Source organism: Halostagnicola bangensis, assembly GCF_054653435.1.
The window spans coordinates 931,436-948,259 of sequence record NZ_BAAIGG010000002.1 but is presented as its reverse complement, the minus strand read 5'-3'; the positions used below and the strand labels follow the sequence as shown (position 1 = coordinate 948,259).

The window sequence follows — 16,824 nt, the reverse complement described above, 5'->3', positions numbered from 1 at the left end:
AGACCTTAGCAACACGCATGGTGGAATCCCTCCTCACTAATATCCCGCTGTTGTTGTTCGCGGCGGGCCTCGTTATGATGGTTCTCGAGGCCCTCTCGCCAGGTGCGCATCTCATCGTGATCGGTGTCGCACTGGCCGGTGCCGGACTTATCGGGTTGCTAGTCCCGGGCGGTCTCGATACGATCGTCCTTGCAGGATTAACGTTGGCAATCGGTACGGTCGCGGCCTACGCCTACCGCGAGTTCGACTTCTACGGCGGGAAGGGAACCGCGCAGACGAGCGATTCCTCCTCGCTTGCGGGAGCGACGGGATACGCGACCGAGAAGATAACGGCTCGCGGCGGCGAAGTCAAACTCGACAGCGGTGGATTCGCCCCGTTTTACAGCGCTCGAACGACCAGCGGCACCATCGAGGAAGGCGAAGAGATCATGGTTCTCGATCCGGGCGGCGGGAACGTACTGATGGTCGAAGCCGTCGGCGCGATCGAGGCGGACGAAATCGACCGCGCGCTCGCCCGCGGTGAAACGACGGACGAAACGGACGAACAGGCGTCCGAATCTCCCGGAACGGATTCCGACAGCGGAACGGACGCAATTGAGATGGACGACCTCGATGAGGCCGAGGACGAATCCGAGGTCAACGCCGACGATTCGATGACGGAAACGGAGTCGAACTGAGGTCGACAGGTCACCGGATATGTTGTTCTGACAAGGGAACGCTTTTTAGGTCACCGACGTAAGGTCATTCTATGCTTCCGGAACTTATCCCGCTGCAAGGAGTAGCCAGTGTCGGGCTATTGATCGGTGCCCTCGTACTCGTTGTGGTACTCGCTGCACTCCTCAGTGCCGTCGAAATCGTCGACGCGTACGAAAAACGCGCGCTGACGGTCTTCGGTGAATACCGTAAACTCCTCGAGCCAGGTATCAACATCATTCCGCCGTTCGTTTCGCGGACGTACCGGTTCGATATGCGGACACAGACCCTCGACGTGCCACGCCAGGAAGCGATCACGCGCGACAACTCGCCCGTGACCGCAGACGCCGTCGTCTACATTAAAGTGATGGACGCGAAGAAGGCGTTCCTCGAGGTCGACGACTACAAGAAGGCAACCTCCAACCTCGCTCAGACGACCCTCCGTGCCGTGCTGGGTGACATGGAACTCGACGACACGCTCAACAAACGCCAGGAGATCAACGCGAAGATCCGAACCGAACTCGACGAACCCACAGACGAGTGGGGGATCCGCGTCGAGAGCGTCGAAGTCCGTGAAGTTAACCCGTCCAAAGACGTCCAGCGTGCGATGGAACAACAGACCTCCGCCGAGCGGAAACGCCGTGCCATGATTCTCGAGGCACAGGGTGAACGCCGGAGTGAAGTTGAGAAGGCAGAAGGTGACAAACAGAGCCAGATCATCCGCGCCCAGGGTGAAAAGCAGAGCCAGATCCTCGAGGCCCAGGGTGACTCGATCTCGACTGTCCTCCGCGCTCGCTCGGCCGAATCCATGGGCGAACGCGCCGTCATCGACAAGGGCATGGACGCCCTGACTGAGATGGGCCAGAGCGAGTCCACGACGTTCGTCCTGCCCCAGGAGCTTACCTCGATGGTCGGGCGCTACGGCAAACACCTCTCTGGTAGCGATGTCGAAGGCGACGGTGCGGAACTCGAGAGCCTCGAGTTCGACGAGGAGACCCGCGAACTGATTGGCCTCGACGACATCGCCGAAATCATCGGCGAGATCGACGAGGAAGCCGAGATGGACCTAGAGGAGATGGAAAAACAGGCCCGGGCCATTAAGGAGGGCAAAGACGCCGGCACGATCACTGATCCGGACGACGTTATCGAAGATATGGACCAGTCTTTCGAGGGTGACACACAGCCCGAGCCGGACGCCGACTCCTAGGATTCAGTGAACAACGCGGAGCGAAACTCGTTTTACGATTCGCCCCGTTCCAATTGATAGATAGTTATGACATCACCCGATGGGGTCGACGAAGAAAAGCGATCGACCCTGCGCCGGTTTGCCGCTGTCGGTGCCGCGTCCCCACTCGCCGGGTTTTCGGCGTCGGCCGCCGCAGACACCGGCGAAAGTGATGCTCGTGACGCGATCGCTGGCTACCTCTCGACGACGCCTGGTGCACACTTCTCGAAAATTCGTGATGACCTACAGCTCGGCACGGGAGAGACCCAGCACCACCTCAGACGCCTCGAGGAACTCGATGCGGTCGAGCAGTACAGCGACGGCGATTACAAGCGGTTCGTGCTCACGGGTCGGTTCGACGAGTTCGAAAAGAACGCCCTCGGCTATCTGCGCCGCGGGACTCCACGCGGAATGTTGATCGAGTTGCTTCGAGATCCGGACGCGACCGCCGGCGACCTCGCCGACGCCCTGGAGGTTTCCCCGCCGACCGTGAGCAAGTACGCAGGGAAACTCGAGGAAGCCGGGCTCTTGTCTCGAGAGGACGGTTACACCGTTGAACGGCCGACGACCGTTCTGTTGTTGCTCGTGCGACACGCCGACTCCTTTGGCGAACGGGCGACGACGCTCGCCCGCGAGTCCGACGGACTGCTCACTTACGACGGCTGAGCCCTCGTCGACGAGGGTGAGCGCTCCGTTGGCCCCCCGCGGCTGACCCCTCTTCGTCGGCGGCTGAACGCACGGCCGTCGCAAAGTTTCTTCTCTCGACGCGGATTGCTCTCACTGTTGAGTTTACCCGAATTGATTAGTTGCTCTCACTGTGAGTTGCTGGCCTCGAGTAGGTCGAGCAGTTCTGTAAGCGAGTCGAGTTCGTACGTCGGCTCGGCCGGAAGTTCACTCGAGCGGTTATGGGGGCGTCGAACGAACGCGGTCTCGAGACCGGCGTTGTATCCGGCGGTGATGTCGACGCCAGAGTCTCCGACGTAGAGTCCGCCGTCGACGCGGAGTTCGTCGAGGGTCGCCTCGAGATAGGCGGGGTTCGGTTTTCGTCGTCGGTAGCCGTCCATCGATGGATCGCGACCGCGGACGGTCTTGAATCCGAACTCGAAGTGTTCCTCGACGAATTCTGCCGTTCTGTGGCGGTTGTTTGTCACGAGAGCGATCGTCGTGCGGTCGGCGAGCTCGTACAGCGCCTCGATGTCATTGTACGCGTCACGTTTACCGGATCGAACCCGTTCGTGGGTCAGTGCGGACGCGCGATGGTCTCTCAGTTTCCAGAATTCGTCGGGATCGATTCCGTGCGCGGCCGCACGATCAGCGATGACGCCGGTATCGAATCTGCGAAAATCCTCGCGCTGTTCGGGACTCGGATCGACATCGAGTTCGGCCAGTGCGTACTCCGTCGCATCGGCGTAGACCTGCGGGTCGGTTCGCGGTCCCTCGAGGATGACGCCGTCCATGTCGAAGAGGATCGCTTCCATCGTTCGGCTAGTCGTCGTACCGGGTCAAGTGCTATTCGGAGGCGGAAACGTACCGTTTCGTGCGGTAATACTCACATACATTGAGAGAAGCGGACGAATCGAAGGAAAACCGAGTCGATCGGAGACAGACGGGGTGGGAACGAAGGTATGACGCCGAACGAAGAGACGAGAACGAGCGAGGACGAGACGCTAAATGAGACGAGAACGAGGTCTCTCTATCGGTGACGAAAACATTTTTCCAACATGTTTCGGCTACGACGCTACGAAATCGCAGGCACGGGTCGCCGTCGTAAGGTGGCTCAGACGTTGACTTTCCAGGTCGTACTCGAGGAGTAGCCCCACTTCTCGATATCGACATCGTATTCGCTGTTCTGAAGGGCCGTAATGTTCGAGCCGACCTCCTTGGCAGTCATGCCGAGCTCCTTGCCGATCAGCCGCGATTTGAAGTAGGTCTTCGTTGCGGCGTTTTCCCGAAGATACTGCAGGATCTGTCGTTGTTTGCTTGTGAGGTCGGAACCCATTGCAGTGCTCATACGTGTGGGGATGCCAGCTTCGGCCTTAGGGGGTTTGGTACGTCCGGTTAATGAGTCGCTGTCCGGCGATTTTCGGGGTCGGTAATGGATTAATAATCTGATGGAAAGGGCTCGTTGGTACGGCCGGTTAATACATTCTACCGAACGACTCTCAGAAAATCGTGAAGGGGAAGGATCATGTGACGGCCGTTGGCCGTCTGCCACGCAATTCGAACTGCGCGCCCCTGCGTAGCTCCGCCCGTATCGTCCGCTCAATCGCTCTCGTAGTGGGTCGTAACGAACGGACCGAACGCGCACGCGACGGCTTCGGCGAGCGCCTGAGTTCGGGATGTCAACCCGCCCGTCAGCGCGCCGGCCGCCCCTTCGGCTTCGGCGATGTTCTCCGTTCCGAGTCGCTCGTCCATCACGGGCCCAAGCTCTGCACCCTCCTCGAGGCGGTCGCCGACTGAGTCGGGTAACCGAAGCGACGGCCCGCTGGCGACTTCGATCCGTTCGCCGTCGGTAACACTCGCCCACATAATGAGTCGAACGCCGGGGGCTTGCTCGAGGCGCGCGACGCCTCCCTCCAGCCCGACACCGTAGTCCGCGTCGGTCGCCTCGAGCGCGCGCCGAGCCCGATTTTTCGCGCCGGTTACCGTCTCCTCGATAGACGATGGCTGTTCGCTGACACCGGAATCGACGGCGACAGCGGTGACTGAGCCGTCGAACTCCGCCACGATGCGTTCGACGGCGCGTTTCTTGACGGGATTCGTACTCCCAACGACGACGTCCATATCGAAGACGGGACGCGTGAGGATAGTGTAGTTTGCTTTTTGGCCGCGTTCGTTGCTCGCCGAATTCGAAGCTGATTTGAATGTTTTGATAATTCATACCACTTCCGACGAATTACCTGTTTTCGAGCGTTGTGAGGGCTCGATTCCGAAACCCTTATCCCCCGAGTCTAAGAACGAGAAAGGTAACGAATCAGTCCGGCTTTTCCGTGTCGTTTCGCCGGGCAGTATCCGCCATCGTATGACCAACGCAACATCAAACACGAGAGTACGTCGTAGCGAACAAGAAACAACCGAAGAGACCGAAGAGACGGAGCAGAGCGACCTTGACTGTCCCGAGTGTACGGGCAATCTCGTCGTCGACGACGAACACGGAGAAACGGTCTGTGAAGACTGTGGACTCGTCGTTGAGGAGGACTCGGTCGACCGCGGTCCGGAGTGGCGCGCCTTCGACGCCGCCGAGAAGAACAAGAAGTCCCGCGTCGGTGCACCCACGACCAACACCATGCACGACAAGGGACTTTCGACGAACATCGACTGGCGTAACAAAGACGCCTACGGTAACTCGCTTGGCTCCCGACAGCGCGAGAAGATGCAACGCCTGCGCAAGTGGAACGAGCGGTTCCGGACCCGTGACTCCAAAGAGCGGAACCTGAAACAGGCCCTCGGCGAAATCGATCGGATGGCCTCCGCGCTCGGCCTTCCGACGAACGTCCGCGAAACTGCGTCGGTTATCTACCGCCGCGCGCTCAACGAGGACCTCCTCCCCGGCCGCTCCATCGAGGGCGTTTCGACGGCGTGTGTCTACGCCGCCGCGCGCCAGGCGGGCGTCCCCCGAAGCCTCGACGAGATCGCCGACGTCAGCCGCGTCGAGAAAAACGAAATCGCACGCACGTACCGCTACGTCGTCCGCGAACTCGGTCTCGAGGTCCAGCCGGCCGATCCCGAGAGCTACGTCCCGCGGTTCGCGTCGGGACTCGACCTCTCGGACGAAGCCGAACACCGCGCGCGGAGCCTGCTCCAGAACGCCAAGGAGAAGGGCGTTCACTCGGGCAAGTCGCCGGTCGGCCTCGCGGCCGCCGCCGTTTACGCCGCCGCACTGCTCACAAACGAAAAGACGACCCAGGCGGCCGTCAGCGACGTGGCGGACATCTCCGAAGTGACGATCCGAAACCGATACCACGAACTGCTCGAGGCAGAAGAAACCCTCGGCGCAGCATAAGTTCCGAGACCGGTCGTTTTTGCTGTTGTTTTCACTGACAGTACCGACAGCGACGGATACCGTTCGATGGTGAGCACTCCTCTCGTGAAGTACCACGGGTCCGGTGACCCGTGGAACTCTCGTTGCTTTTTCTTTAGAAATTGTCCCGCTGCGACGAAACCGGAACGTTAAGTGGCCGTCACCCCGAGAACAACCCACAGTCATGACCTGGATCCGTGCGATATCCGCTGCGATCCTGTCGGTTATTCTGCCTGGAGCGGGACACGCCATGCTTCGCGATTGGGCGCGGGCGCTCCTGTTTGGCGGCTTGTTCGCGCTCGGAATTTACTTCTTCGTCCCGACGGGGGATATGATGGCCGCCGAGTCGATGACGGAGATGGTCGAGACAATGAACGCGGAAACGAGCACGGTGAACCAGTTCTTCCTGATGTTTATCGTTCTCTTCGCCGCCATCGACTCGACGTTTCGCGCGCTCGGGTTTCCGCCGAACGGCTCGCAGGATACCGACGGACCGACCTGTCCCAGCTGTGGAAAGGAACTCGACGACGACCTCTCGTTCTGTCACTGGTGTACGACGCGACTCGAGACGCCCGAAGAAGACACTGAAACGATTTAGAAGAAGCTCGATTCGACCCAAACCGGTCGTTGGCAGCTACTTTTCGATGATGCTCTCTTCGACGGCTTCGCCGAAGTGGCGCGCGGTATCCTCGTAGTACAGGAGTAGTTCATCTCCTGTCTCGAGATCCGTCACGGCCGTTCGTCCGTCCGCGGTCGGGACCTTGATCGTCTCTGCGTTCTGTAACAGCGTCTCGATCCGGTCGCCGTCGTCGGTCTCGAGGGCGATTCGGAACATCGGCCGTTTCTCGATTTTGACGCGGCCGACGATGGCCTCGCGCGTGTTCCCCTCCAGGTCGACGAGTTGGACCTCATCGCCGCTCTGGAGTTCTGAGAGGTACTTGGTACCGCCGTCGGGCGTCCGAACGTAGGCGTGGACCGCACCGGCGTTGACTCTAAACGGACGAGAGGCGACGTAGGGCGATTTGGCGGTTTCCGCGTGGACGAACACCAGTCCGCGACTCATCGAGCCGACGAGCATTCCCTCATCGTGCTCGAGTAAGCTTCCGGTATCGACGCAGACTCGATCCGCGCTCCCGACCTGCTCGATGTCACGTACTTCGGCGTACTGCAGGTCCAGATTCTCGCGTTCGGCTTCGTCGCGAACCTCGACGGTGCGTCGGATCTCGTCGGGATCGTCCGAGTCGAGCAGGACGGCGTCAGCACCGATCTCGAGCGTTTCGAAGGCTGTCTTGGCCTCGTCGGCGTTCGTGACGCCCGCGACGAGGGTCGTCTCCTCGCCGATCCTGGCGATCAGGTTCTCCAGTGGGATGATCGTCCAATCTTCGCCGGCGACGATGGTGTACTCTGCTTCTGCCGCGGCCGATTCCGCGAATGTCTCGTACTCTTTCCCGAGGATGCGGACGTACGAGCCCCAGTCGACGTTGCCGTCTCGCCGGAGCGTCGAGAGATCCGCCGAGCCCGAGAAGTCGTTGGGGAGGTCGACGGTGCCGTCGCCCTCGCCTTCCTTCCCGACGACGACCGTATCCGGCTGTGCGGTCGTCTCCTCGTTTTCAGCGTTGTCGATGAGCGTCACGTCGCCGTCGGTTCGAAACGCCGCGACGTTGATATCGCCGAGTTCACGCACGCGTTCGATATCCTCTTCGTCGACCAGTACCCAGTCTGCGCCGGCCTCGAGTGCGGTTGTAATCCGCGCTCTGCGCTCGTCCCAATCGCCGACAGTATCGTCGGCTTTTATCCAGACAGCTCTCGTCATAACTCGACCCTCGAAGGGGAGTGGCTTGAACGTGGCGGATTCGTCAGTCGTCGCCGGAGTCCTTCGGGTCTTCGCGTTTGCCCTCTCAGACTGTCGCTCGCTCTGGGCGAAAGGTTCAGGGTGCTAACGCCACTATACCGGACAGATGTCGTACGACGCGATCTGTTTCGATCTCGACAGCACCCTCTGCGAGCCGATCGAAGACCGCCAAGCCCTCCTCGAGACCACCTTCGACCGAGCCGGCGTCGAGCAGTTTTGCAACACCGCTCAGCTTCGCTACGCCTCACGTGATCTCCCAACGGCCGATACCGACCGGCAGTTCTTCGAACACCTCTTTTCCGAAGCCGCTGATCGGGCCGATGTCGACCCGGCCGTCGCACCGGACCTCGCGACCGCCTACCTCGAGACGATCGATCCGGCGCAGGTCCGATTTCGGTCCGGCGCGGAGGCCGCACTCGATCTCGCAGCCGAGCACGGGCCGGTCGGACTGATCACCAACGGGGGCGAGAAAACGCAGTCGAAAAAGCTCGAGGCGCTCGGACTCACCGACGCCTTCGACGCGACGGTGTTCGTCGACCCCAAAAACGGCGTGCCGCCGAAACCGGATTCGACGCCGTTCGAACTGGCCCTCTCCGCGCTCGAAGTCGACCCGAGCGAGACGGTTCACATCGGGGACAATCTCCACGCGGACGTCGCCGGCGCGAACGCGATGGGGATGGATTCGGCGTGGATCAACCTCGGCCACGGCACCGAGGTCGAACACGAACCGACCTACGAGTTGACGTCGCTCGAGGAGTTCGAGTCGATCGTCTAATAATAGTATTTGCTCACCGCCGTGAGGGCTACTCCGAAACGGAACCAACGAACATCCGGCCGGTTGTATCGCTGTTATAGCTCAGGAAGATGCCGTCTGTTCACGACAACTCGGTTTTCGCTCCGGTCGGTGGCCCGCTTGATCCGCGTGAGTATCCCCGCGGCCGCGGCGATGTTCTCGGGGAGTTCGAACGGATCGTGCTCTAGTTCGTCGCGTTTTCGACAGACCTGCAGGAACGCCGCGAACGCCGACTCGGTCTCGAGGGGTAAGTAGACGATTTCGACGGCGGAGCCGTCCGTTGCACCCGTGCTATTCCTCTCGCTTGCGTCCTCATTCTCGCCCGTCTCGTTCGTGTCATCAGCCTCGTTCGTCTCGCTTGCGTCGTCAGTCTCGTCTGCTCCGGCGTCACCCTCCTCGCCGTACACGATCTCCTGCCAGCTCTCGAGGATGGGTTCGACGGTTCGTCGCGGCGCTTCCATTCGTTCGGTCCACGTCTCCGCGTCGAGCGAGTCGTCCTCGAGGACGGCATCGAGCGACTCCTCGAGTGACTCCTCGCCATCGGTTACGTACGCTGTCTCGCGTTCGAGTTCGACCAGGTCGGCGAAGGCGTCAAGTTCGATCCGCTGGATCGGGACGGCGTAGGCGATGTCGTGACTCTCCGCAGAAACGGTATAGGTCACGTCGTATCGATGGCTCGAAAACTTCGCCCGACCGTCGCCGTCGCCAACCTGCCCGAACATCGTCTCGAGTACTCCCATACTCGGACGAGGTGAACGGGGAAATAAAGTCTTGTGAGAACCGTTTTGCCGGCTCTCTCTCGAACTCTCGTTCAACCCGCCCAGATCCCGTTCCCAACTGGCTACCACTCTTCTTCGAGAGCGGCCTTCGTCCCGCCGTAGCCACTCGCACACTGCCAGGTTCGGCCGCTCTCTGTGTGTTCGACCTCGTAATCGCTCCCGCACTCGCCGCAGCGATAGCTTTCCGGGGCTTTCACGGGTCTTGACGCGCGGTGTCTGTGAGCCTGCCAGTCACAACTTTCTGCCAGACACCGGATCACGTACCGCGGCTCGGAGAACGTCTCGCAGTGGCGGGGCGCGTCGAGCTCGGCGGCCCGCTTTCGAAACCGCTGTCCGTGACCGGACTCGCCGAACTGCTGGAACTCCCAGGCGTGGACGAGTTCGTGTCGAACGACGGCCGCGAACGACTCCCAGTCGTAGCTCTCGTAGGCACGACGGGTGAGGACGATCGTCGCGACCTCGCGCCGGCGGTCCCAGCGACAGGCACCCGCCCGGCGGCGCGCTCGCGTTGAGACTTCCCATTCGACCGCCTCGAGGTCGACATCGATATCGACGTCTCTGGCGTGGATTCGCGCCCGCGCGAGTAGCTCGTCGTCTATCGTCAACGCCTCCCCGTCGGTCACGAGCGGGGCAGACGAACGGAATTACCGTAGTGATTTCGGTCCCGGCACTGCTCATGCGGCCCGCTCGAGGATAACTGAGACGCATTCGGGAGAAATAATAGTCGAAACGCGGAAAAGAACTCAGACTTCGAGTGCGAGTCCGGCTCGCTCGAGTGCGTCGTTGACTGAAAGATCGTCGTGGACGACGCCTGCGACGGCCGTCGCGATCCCTTCGGGGTCCTCGTGCTGGAAGATCGAGCGGCCCATCGAGATGCCCGCCCCGCCGGCGTCCATCGCGCCCCGGACCATTCCGATCGTCTCGCGGTCGGTTCCCTTCGAGCCGCCGGCGATGACGACCGGGAGTCGGGTCGATTCACAGACGTGTTCGAAGCTGTCGGCGTCGCCGCTGTAGCCCGTTTTTACGATGTCCGCACCGACCTCTTCGGCGAGGCGAACGGCGTGACCGAGCGCTTCGGGGTCTGCGCTGTCGACGTCTGGACCGCGAGCGTAGGCCATCGCGAGGACGGGGATACCGTAGCGGGCGGCCTCGGAGGTGACTTCGGAAAGCTGGGTAATCTGATCGGGTTCGTGGTTCGAGCCGACGTTGATATGAAAGGAGACGGCGTCAGCGCCGACGCGGATCGCGTCCTTGACGGTGCCGGTGAGTCGCTTGTCGTTCGAGTCCGGGCCGATCGAGGTCGAGGCGTTGAGGTGGACGATGTAGCCCTGTTCGTTTTTGTTCTCGTGGACGCGGGGGGCGATTCCCTTCTGGGTCAAGACGGCGTCTGCGCCGCCCCGTGTCACCGCGTCGATCGTCGATTCGATGTCTTTGAGGCCCGTTACCGGGCCCAGTGTGATGCCGTGGTCCATCGGAACGATGACGTAGTTGCCATCCGTCCCGATTCTGTCGAGTCGCGCGTCAGTTCCGGTAGTCATTGTGGGGTTGTAGCAAGTTTCGAGTTATGGATGTTCTGGTTCTGGCAGTCTTTCCGTGCCATCGAGGGCCCCGTCTTTGAGTTCTCGAGCTTTAGCCTCGAGCCGATCCGCGGTTTCCTCAACGGGGCGGTCCTCTTCGTGGCCCTCGGCGACGATATCGACCAGCGCGCTGCCGACGATGATTCCGTCAGCCCCCGATGCGCTGATTCTTTCGGCGTGCTCGCCGTTCTTGATCCCGAATCCGACCGCTTTGGGAATCTCCCAGTCGGCCAGCCGGTCGAGGCTCCCTTCGGTCTGATCGGAGACGTCGTCGCGCGCGCCGGTCGCGCCGAGTCGGGCCTGGACGTAGACGTAGCCCGAGACGCGGTCCATCATCTCCTCGAGTCGGTCGCCGCGGGTCGTCGGCGCGACGATGAAGACGAGGTCGAGGCCGAACTCGTCGCAGGCCTCCCGGAGCGGCCCGGCCTCCTCGGCGGGCAGGTCGGGGACGACGAACCCCTCGAGGCCGACATCGGCGGCCCGCTCGACGAACGGACGCGGGCCGTCGTCACTCGCGGCTTCTCCGCTCGTACTCGCGGATCTCGCTTCACTCCGATCCGCGCCGGTCCCGTACTGATAGATAAGGTTGTAGTAGGTCATACAAACGAGCGGAACGTCGACCTCGAGGTCTTCGACGAACTCGAAAAAGCGCTCGGGCGTCATGCCGGACTCAAGCGCTCGCGTGACTGCCTGCTGAATCGTCGGTCCTTCGGCCATCGGTTCTGAAAACGGCAGGCCGAGTTCGATCAGGTCCGCGCCGCCGCGAGCCAGTGCCTCGACGTACTCGAGGGACTCCTCGTAGGTCGGATCGCCGACGGCCAGATAGGGGACGAACGCCGATTCGTCTTCGAACGCCGTCGCGATGGCGTCCGGTTCGGCTTCGGGGGTGTCTCCCATCAGATCCCACCTCCGGTCTCGAAGACGGACATATCTGGGGCGCTCTCGAGGCCCCGCTTTTCGGTCTCCTCGATCACCGTTTCGAGGTCCTTGTCCCCCCGGCCGGAGACGTTGACGATAACGGTCTCGCCTATGTCCTCGCCCGCTTTGGACGCCTCGTGGAGGTAGCCGAAGGCGTGGGAGGTCTCGAGGGCCGGGATAATCCCCTCGTCGGTCGACACCCGGTGGAACGCCTCGAGGGCGGCCGTGTCGTCGACGTTGACGGGCGTCACGCGTCCCTCATCGACGAGGTGTGCGAGTTCGGGGCCAACACCCGAGTAGTCGAGCCCGGCGCTCACGCTGTGGGACTCCATGATCTGTCCGTGCGAGTCCTGTAAGAGCGTCGTTCGCGCGCCGTGGAGCACCCCTTCGTCGCCGGTCGACAGCGTGGCGGAGTTGGGCGCGACGCCCGCCTCCTCGTCGACCTCGAGCGAGGAACCGCCCGCTTCGACTGCGTAGAGGTCGACGTCCTCGTCGGGAACGAAGTGGTGGAACGCACCCATCGTATTCGACCCGCCGCCAGCACAGGAGATGACGGCGTCCGGAAGGCCGCCGAGTTGCGATTTTGCCTGCTCGCGGGCCTCCTCGGAGATGACGGCCTGGAAGTCCCGGACCATCGCTGGGAACGGGTGGGGGCCGACGACGCTCCCGATTACGTAGTGAGTTCGTTCGACTGTTCGGGACCACTCGCGCATCGTCTCGGAGATGGCTTCCTTGAGCGTGCCGCGGCCGATATCGACCGGGTTGACCTCAGCGCCGTTGATCCGCATTCGGAAGACGTTCGGCCGCTGTCGGTTCACGTCGGTTCGGCCCATGTAGATCTCGCAGGGCATATCGAGATGGGCCGCCGCCATCGCCGTTGCGGTGCCGTGCTGGCCCGCGCCCGTTTCGGCGATGATCCGCTCTTTGCCCATGTACTTCGCGAGCAGGACCTGTCCGAGGGCGTTGTTGAGCTTGTGTGCCCCGCCGTGGACGAGATCCTCGCGTTTGAGATAGACCTCGCGGTCGTAGCGCTCGCTTAGTCGGTCGGCTCGGCCCAGCGGCGTCGGCCGTCCGCCGAAGTTTCGAATCCGGCGCTCGAACTCGTCCATGAAGCCGTCCTCGTTCTCGAGGACGTAGCGCTCGTAGGCGTCCTCGAGTTCCTCGAGCGCCGGCATCAGCGCCTCGGGGACGTACTGTCCGCCGTAGCGGCCGAACTCGCCGTCGGACGCCGCTCGGTCTGTCTGTTCTCCGTTTCGTTCGCGTTCGCTTTCACTCATACTCGTGTCAACCTCCGGGTGTTCGCCGCGATATCGACCTCATCCGCGTTCGCGTGATCCATTATCGCGCTGCCGACCAGCAACGCGTCGGCCCCCGCCTCGCGCATCCGTTCGACATCCTCGGGGCTCGAGACGCCGCTTTCGGCGATCAACGTGACGTCTTCGGGAACGTCGGGCGCGACCGACTCGAACGTGCCCAGATCGACCTCGAGTTTCGTCAGGTCGCGATTGTTGACGCCGATAATCGACGCGTCGGCCTCGAGCGCGGCCTCGAGTTCCGCGGCGTCGTGGACCTCGACTAAGGGCTGGAATCCTCGCTCGCGGGCGGCCGCGACCAGTTCCGGGAGGTCGTCGACAAAGCGCGCGATCAGGAGGATCAGGTCGGCTTCGACGACGTCCATTTGTGGTTCTCGAAGGACGAAATCCTTCCGAAGCACGGGGACATCGACGGTCTCGCGGACGCGGGTCAGTGCCTCGGGCGAACCCCCGAAGTGTTCGGGCTCGGTCAGCACCGAAATCGCGCTCGCGCCACCCTCGACCATCGATTCGGCCAGTTCGACGGGATCTTCGTCCCGCGTTCCGTCGCTCGTCGGACTCGTCGGTTTAACCTCTGCGATCACCGGTACGCGGTCCTCGCGCTCCGCTCGCTCGAGCGCGTCGGGGAGCGACCGCGCGTCGACGGAGAGTCTATCGTCTTCGGACGACGACTCGTCCGACGACTGGCTCCCATCGTCGGTTTCGTCCCGTCCCCGCTCCCGGGCGGCCTCGAGAATCGACTGGACCGCGGGGGCGACGTCGGCTTCGGAGTTCATTATTGTACATCGACGTACTCATGTGTACATAAGACTTGCGCCATTGGATAGTAGTCTCAAAGAGCAGTGGAGATATTCGGACCAGTATAACTGAAAACGATCGGTGGCTCAGACGGACTGCTGTCAGTCATTTTCGGCGCAGCCGCGACCTGTCTTGCGGTTGGGACGGTAAATCGTTACAGCAGTCCGTATCACTCTATCTGGACTACCGTCTGCCACTCGATTTCTTCGAACGGCTCGAGATCGTCAGTCTCCGCTACAATGACCGCGGTCGCGGTCAACGATAACTCGGTCTGTGAACTCTCCAAGGCGACACTGTAGGTCCCGTCCCAGCCAAATGAAGAGTCTCCAACGTCGTACGTAATATCCGTCGGTGCGTGTGGGAGGCGGATCTGCGGCGCTTGGGTTGTGGCAAGGGTTGCACTCTCTTTAGTATCTGAGCCAACAACCTGTTCAGCATCCTCCATTGTCCCCTTAGGGGAGTGATCGATCATACGAAGGGTCGACGGAAGCCGAACGTCGAACTCGAGACGTGACAGCGTCTCATCGTCCGAGGCGACTCGTGTCCACAGCCACAGCGAGTAGCGTTCGTTATCGTCGGAGTCTCTCTCTGGAAACCGATACAGCAACGCGAGGTGTTCTGCATTGACGCGATCATCGGTGTATGTCTCGTCACTGCTCCACCCACCATGAATCGAGAGTGAGTGATCGGGTTCGGTCTCCTCGAGCCCCCAGAACCCCTTCGAACCGTGTTCCGAAGCGGTAGCATTAGCGGCTTCGAGAACGTCCTCCGCCGGACGTACGTCTTCGAAGAGATCCACATCACCCGACAGTTCGGAATTACTGTCGGAACATCCTGCAATAGCTGCTGCCGTTCCTATGCCTGCAATCGACCGTAATGTTGTTCTTCGTGTGATGTTCATTTCTTCATACTGCCGTTCCTCCATCTTTGAAGTTCCCCTCCACACTGTAGCCGCTATTCCCTTCGAAAAGTGAGAGTGCTTCCATGCTGACCGTTCGAGTGGTGCGTCCATCCCACTCCAGCATAAACTCGTTTGCAGATGTACTCGTCCCTGACATGTTTGGACTGATCTCGTCGGTGACGTATTCAAATGTCGTACTAGCTTTTCCACCAATATTCACTCCTTTGTACATCCCCTCAAGATCCACATCGATATCCACTTCTGAACTGTCTCGCTGGATTGTTCGATCCGGCTCAAAATATAACAGGTCTCCTCTGTTGACCTCGATCTGATTTTCCATCATCGTCAGCCGTGGTGACCGGATTGGAACATTGTTTCCATCCTCTGAACCGATACTCCAGTGCCACGCTACATACATTGCTTCATCATTCACCGACTGCTCTTCAAGCTCATATATCTCGATCACATGATTAGCGGTCGCATACGAAGAATCCGTTTCTTCGTCTATTCGCCCAACCCGTTCTCCTTCTATGTCCGGGCCTAGTGGTTCGGTAAAGGCCGCTTGGAAATCTGTCGCTAGTGGCCCGTCCGGATTAGAGATATGCCTATCAATTACACTGTCCATGAATTCTGACTCAGTGCTATATGTCAGGTTGTACGGATCTTCGGAAGAAATTTGATTTGATTTGTATTCGGATTCACTTTGGTCGATTTCGTCGGTCTCGGAATTGGAGGCCGTGACAGTACCAATACTACTCAACGCGAGACTTGACCCAACAATATATGATCGTCTCGTGATTTTACGTCTATTTGATTGTTTTTTCCTGTCGTCCGAATTTCGTCCTCTTCTAGTCATTATACAATACATTCTTAGTTGCTATACTAATGAATTTTCCTATAGAAATCTCCTATAGAAATAGTTATAAGTAACTCACTCTTTTCATCTCAATTTCTCACGGTCGACACACCGTAGCCAGTGCTCTTCGTATCCATTCCGATACTTACTCGATCGACCGGCGATTATTCAAGTCCGCATTTCCTACCCCTACACATGGAGGACGTTACCGACGCTGGTATCTACGCGCGTGAGTCACAGTTTCTCGAGCGGTTCGTTCAAATCGGCGTCGCGAGCGGGCGCGTGCTGCGCGTCTCGTTTCCGGATACTCTCGACGACGACGCCGAGACGGAGCATCCGATTCTCGAGGAGATCGAGGATTATCTCAGCGGGCTCGAGGAGCCCGATTTTTCGGACGCGACCGTCGCGCTCACCGTTCCGACGGACCAACGCGAGGTGTTAGAACAGGTCGAGACGATTCCCTACGGCGAGGGAACCGACGTGGCGGGGCTGGCGCGAATGACGCCCGGACTCGATCCCGACGAGCAGGAAGACATCACGCTCGTTCGAACCGCGCTCGCGGAAAACCCGGCCCCGATTCTTATTCCAGATCACCGCGTGCGAGACGGGCCGAGTGCCGCACCGCCGTCGGTCGAGCAGAAGCTTCGATCGCTCGAAGAGTTGTAAGCTCGAGAACCGACCAGTACGAACTTCCCGGCCGCTCGTTCAGGGCGAGGTCCACACGAGATAGATGTAGAGCCCGATCCCGAGAAAAACCAGGATCGACGCGAGCAGATTGAAGACCTGCTCGCCGGTCGCCAGCCAGAGAAACTGTGCGAGCCCCCCGCCGATGAGCGCCCCGGAAGCGCCCGCAATCGTCGCTGTCGGATTCGCAGATTGAGTATACAGTAACGACCCGATAGTGATGGCAATGAGGCCGAACACCACCTGTGCGGCAAGGATCGCAAGCGCAACGTTGAGCACCTGTCCGACCACTAACAGCGCAAAGTAGAGTCCGACGCCGATCACGATCGCGCGATACACCGACTGCGACGACTCATCAAGTCTCACCATGGCTCACTCGAGGAGTTGGTTTCCCTTAGCTTTCGAGGGTTTGGG

The 16,824-nt window shown here is 60.6% G+C and carries 20 protein-coding genes; 7 read left to right on the top strand and 13 right to left on the bottom strand.

What is annotated here, in order from left to right; all coding sequences use genetic code 11:
* Window positions 1–17 precede the first annotated feature (17 nt).
* The 3 genes from ACYQ14_RS06360 (at window position 18) to ACYQ14_RS06350 (ending at window position 2,584) form a co-directional block, all read left to right on the top strand.
* Window positions 18–677 carry an NfeD family protein gene (locus tag ACYQ14_RS06360; RefSeq protein WP_459886088.1) on the top strand — a complete coding sequence of 220 codons (660 nt, stop codon included), beginning with the start codon at window positions 18–20 and terminating at the stop codon, window positions 675–677.
* A 71-nt stretch (window positions 678–748) separates the two neighbouring features.
* Complete coding sequence (locus tag ACYQ14_RS06355; protein WP_283834589.1) at window positions 749–1,900, top strand: SPFH domain-containing protein; 1,152 nt, start codon at window positions 749–751, stop codon at window positions 1,898–1,900.
* A gap of 66 nt (window positions 1,901–1,966) precedes the next feature.
* Window positions 1,967–2,584 (top strand): winged helix-turn-helix transcriptional regulator, encoded by a 618-nt coding sequence (locus ACYQ14_RS06350; protein ID WP_459886085.1) that lies wholly within the window; start codon window positions 1,967–1,969, stop codon window positions 2,582–2,584.
* Between the two features lie 146 nt (window positions 2,585–2,730).
* Here the strand turns inward: ACYQ14_RS06350 and ACYQ14_RS06345 are convergent, their stop codons facing one another.
* The 3 genes from ACYQ14_RS06345 to yjjX all read right to left on the bottom strand — a co-directional run bounded on the left by ACYQ14_RS06345 (window position 2,731) and on the right by yjjX (window position 4,702).
* Complete coding sequence (locus tag ACYQ14_RS06345) at window positions 2,731–3,396, bottom strand: HAD family hydrolase (RefSeq protein WP_459886082.1); 666 nt, start codon at window positions 3,394–3,396, stop codon at window positions 2,731–2,733.
* A 299-nt stretch (window positions 3,397–3,695) separates the two neighbouring features.
* Window positions 3,696–3,929: a DUF7123 family protein gene (locus ACYQ14_RS06340; RefSeq protein WP_459886079.1), complete on the bottom strand. Its 234-nt coding sequence runs from the start codon at window positions 3,927–3,929 to the stop codon at window positions 3,696–3,698.
* 251 nt (window positions 3,930–4,180) lie between these two features.
* Window positions 4,181–4,702 (bottom strand): inosine/xanthosine triphosphatase, encoded by a 522-nt coding sequence (gene yjjX, locus ACYQ14_RS06335; RefSeq protein WP_459886076.1) that lies wholly within the window; start codon window positions 4,700–4,702, stop codon window positions 4,181–4,183.
* 238 nt (window positions 4,703–4,940) lie between these two features.
* On the opposite strand from yjjX, the gene ACYQ14_RS06330 reads away from it, so the two are divergent.
* Both ACYQ14_RS06330 and ACYQ14_RS06325 read left to right on the top strand, forming a co-directional pair.
* Entirely contained in the window at window positions 4,941–5,921 is a 981-nt protein-coding gene (locus ACYQ14_RS06330) for a transcription initiation factor IIB (RefSeq protein WP_283834584.1), read from the top strand.
* Window positions 5,922–6,123: 202 nt separating this feature from the next.
* Window positions 6,124–6,537 carry a zinc ribbon domain-containing protein gene (locus tag ACYQ14_RS06325; RefSeq protein WP_459886072.1) on the top strand — a complete coding sequence of 138 codons (414 nt, stop codon included), beginning with the start codon at window positions 6,124–6,126 and terminating at the stop codon, window positions 6,535–6,537.
* A gap of 36 nt (window positions 6,538–6,573) precedes the next feature.
* Here ACYQ14_RS06325 and ACYQ14_RS06320 read toward each other — a convergent pair whose 3' ends face one another.
* The gene (locus tag ACYQ14_RS06320; RefSeq protein WP_283834582.1) at window positions 6,574–7,752 is read right to left on the bottom strand and encodes a 3-dehydroquinate synthase II; all 1,179 of its coding nucleotides are present in this window, start codon (window positions 7,750–7,752) and stop codon (window positions 6,574–6,576) included.
* A 145-nt stretch (window positions 7,753–7,897) separates the two neighbouring features.
* Here ACYQ14_RS06320 and ACYQ14_RS06315 point away from each other — a divergent pair, with 145 nt between their 5' ends.
* Window positions 7,898–8,566: an HAD family hydrolase gene (locus ACYQ14_RS06315; protein ID WP_459886068.1), complete on the top strand. Its 669-nt coding sequence runs from the start codon at window positions 7,898–7,900 to the stop codon at window positions 8,564–8,566.
* Between the two features lie 74 nt (window positions 8,567–8,640).
* Here ACYQ14_RS06315 and ACYQ14_RS06310 read toward each other — a convergent pair whose 3' ends face one another.
* From ACYQ14_RS06310 to ACYQ14_RS06275, 8 genes are all read right to left on the bottom strand, one after another.
* Complete coding sequence (locus tag ACYQ14_RS06310) at window positions 8,641–9,324, bottom strand: hypothetical protein (protein WP_459886066.1); 684 nt, start codon at window positions 9,322–9,324, stop codon at window positions 8,641–8,643.
* Window positions 9,325–9,425: 101 nt separating this feature from the next.
* Window positions 9,426–9,986: a SprT-like domain-containing protein gene (locus tag ACYQ14_RS06305; RefSeq protein ID WP_459886064.1), complete on the bottom strand. Its 561-nt coding sequence runs from the start codon at window positions 9,984–9,986 to the stop codon at window positions 9,426–9,428.
* Window positions 9,987–10,106: 120 nt separating this feature from the next.
* The gene (locus ACYQ14_RS06300) at window positions 10,107–10,901 is read right to left on the bottom strand and encodes a 2-amino-3,7-dideoxy-D-threo-hept-6-ulosonate synthase (RefSeq protein ID WP_459886061.1); all 795 of its coding nucleotides are present in this window, start codon (window positions 10,899–10,901) and stop codon (window positions 10,107–10,109) included.
* 24 nt (window positions 10,902–10,925) lie between these two features.
* Window positions 10,926–11,837 carry a tryptophan synthase subunit alpha gene (gene trpA, locus ACYQ14_RS06295; RefSeq protein WP_459886058.1) on the bottom strand — a complete coding sequence of 304 codons (912 nt, stop codon included), beginning with the start codon at window positions 11,835–11,837 and terminating at the stop codon, window positions 10,926–10,928.
* Entirely contained in the window at window positions 11,837–13,135 is a 1,299-nt protein-coding gene (gene trpB / locus ACYQ14_RS06290) for a tryptophan synthase subunit beta (protein WP_459886055.1), read from the bottom strand. Before trpB ends, trpA begins: the two co-directional genes overlap by 1 nt.
* Entirely contained in the window at window positions 13,132–13,947 is an 816-nt protein-coding gene (trpC, locus tag ACYQ14_RS06285; RefSeq protein WP_459886052.1) for an indole-3-glycerol phosphate synthase, read from the bottom strand. Before trpC ends, trpB begins: the two co-directional genes overlap by 4 nt.
* 191 nt (window positions 13,948–14,138) lie before the next feature.
* On the bottom strand, window positions 14,139–14,768 hold the full coding sequence (locus ACYQ14_RS06280) for a hypothetical protein (protein WP_459886050.1): 630 nt from the start codon (window positions 14,766–14,768) through the stop codon (window positions 14,139–14,141).
* Window positions 14,769–14,874: 106 nt separating this feature from the next.
* Window positions 14,875–15,726, bottom strand: coding sequence for a hypothetical protein (locus ACYQ14_RS06275; protein ID WP_459886047.1), 852 nt, complete (start codon window positions 15,724–15,726; stop codon window positions 14,875–14,877).
* A 195-nt stretch (window positions 15,727–15,921) separates the two neighbouring features.
* Here ACYQ14_RS06275 and ACYQ14_RS06270 point away from each other — a divergent pair, with 195 nt between their 5' ends.
* A complete protein-coding gene (locus tag ACYQ14_RS06270; RefSeq protein WP_459886044.1) occupies window positions 15,922–16,392 on the top strand; it encodes an MGMT family protein in 471 nt (156 codons plus the stop codon).
* Window positions 16,393–16,431: 39 nt separating this feature from the next.
* On the opposite strand, the gene ACYQ14_RS06265 is transcribed toward ACYQ14_RS06270, so the two are convergent.
* Window positions 16,432–16,779 carry a hypothetical protein gene (locus ACYQ14_RS06265; protein ID WP_459886042.1) on the bottom strand — a complete coding sequence of 116 codons (348 nt, stop codon included), beginning with the start codon at window positions 16,777–16,779 and terminating at the stop codon, window positions 16,432–16,434.
* Between the last annotated feature and the right edge of the window lie 45 nt (window positions 16,780–16,824).

What these genes read in the sequence shown, in the direction of transcription:
- ACYQ14_RS06315 (WP_459886068.1), top strand. Translation starts at nt 7,898, where the DNA reads ATGTCGTACGACGCGATCTGTTTCGATCTCGACAGCACCCTCTGCGAG.
- ACYQ14_RS06360 (WP_459886088.1), top strand. Translation starts at nt 18, where the DNA reads ATGGTGGAATCCCTCCTCACTAATATCCCGCTGTTGTTGTTCGCGGCG.
- yjjX (WP_459886076.1), bottom strand. Translation starts at nt 4,702, where the DNA reads ATGGACGTCGTCGTTGGGAGTACGAATCCCGTCAAGAAACGCGCCGTC.
- ACYQ14_RS06320 (WP_283834582.1), bottom strand. Translation starts at nt 7,752, where the DNA reads ATGACGAGAGCTGTCTGGATAAAAGCCGACGATACTGTCGGCGATTGG.
- trpB (WP_459886055.1), bottom strand. Translation starts at nt 13,135, where the DNA reads ATGAGTGAAAGCGAACGCGAACGAAACGGAGAACAGACAGACCGAGCG.
- ACYQ14_RS06340 (WP_459886079.1), bottom strand. Translation starts at nt 3,929, where the DNA reads ATGAGCACTGCAATGGGTTCCGACCTCACAAGCAAACAACGACAGATC.
- ACYQ14_RS06270 (WP_459886044.1), top strand. Translation starts at nt 15,922, where the DNA reads ATGGAGGACGTTACCGACGCTGGTATCTACGCGCGTGAGTCACAGTTT.
- trpC (WP_459886052.1), bottom strand. Translation starts at nt 13,947, where the DNA reads ATGAACTCCGAAGCCGACGTCGCCCCCGCGGTCCAGTCGATTCTCGAG.
- ACYQ14_RS06330 (WP_283834584.1), top strand. Translation starts at nt 4,941, where the DNA reads ATGACCAACGCAACATCAAACACGAGAGTACGTCGTAGCGAACAAGAA.
- ACYQ14_RS06345 (WP_459886082.1), bottom strand. Translation starts at nt 3,396, where the DNA reads ATGGAAGCGATCCTCTTCGACATGGACGGCGTCATCCTCGAGGGACCG.
- ACYQ14_RS06355 (WP_283834589.1), top strand. Translation starts at nt 749, where the DNA reads ATGCTTCCGGAACTTATCCCGCTGCAAGGAGTAGCCAGTGTCGGGCTA.
- ACYQ14_RS06265 (WP_459886042.1), bottom strand. Translation starts at nt 16,779, where the DNA reads ATGGTGAGACTTGATGAGTCGTCGCAGTCGGTGTATCGCGCGATCGTG.
- ACYQ14_RS06300 (WP_459886061.1), bottom strand. Translation starts at nt 10,901, where the DNA reads ATGACTACCGGAACTGACGCGCGACTCGACAGAATCGGGACGGATGGC.
- trpA (WP_459886058.1), bottom strand. Translation starts at nt 11,837, where the DNA reads ATGGGAGACACCCCCGAAGCCGAACCGGACGCCATCGCGACGGCGTTC.
- ACYQ14_RS06275 (WP_459886047.1), bottom strand. Translation starts at nt 15,726, where the DNA reads ATGACTAGAAGAGGACGAAATTCGGACGACAGGAAAAAACAATCAAAT.
- ACYQ14_RS06325 (WP_459886072.1), top strand. Translation starts at nt 6,124, where the DNA reads ATGACCTGGATCCGTGCGATATCCGCTGCGATCCTGTCGGTTATTCTG.
- ACYQ14_RS06310 (WP_459886066.1), bottom strand. Translation starts at nt 9,324, where the DNA reads ATGGGAGTACTCGAGACGATGTTCGGGCAGGTTGGCGACGGCGACGGT.
- ACYQ14_RS06350 (WP_459886085.1), top strand. Translation starts at nt 1,967, where the DNA reads ATGACATCACCCGATGGGGTCGACGAAGAAAAGCGATCGACCCTGCGC.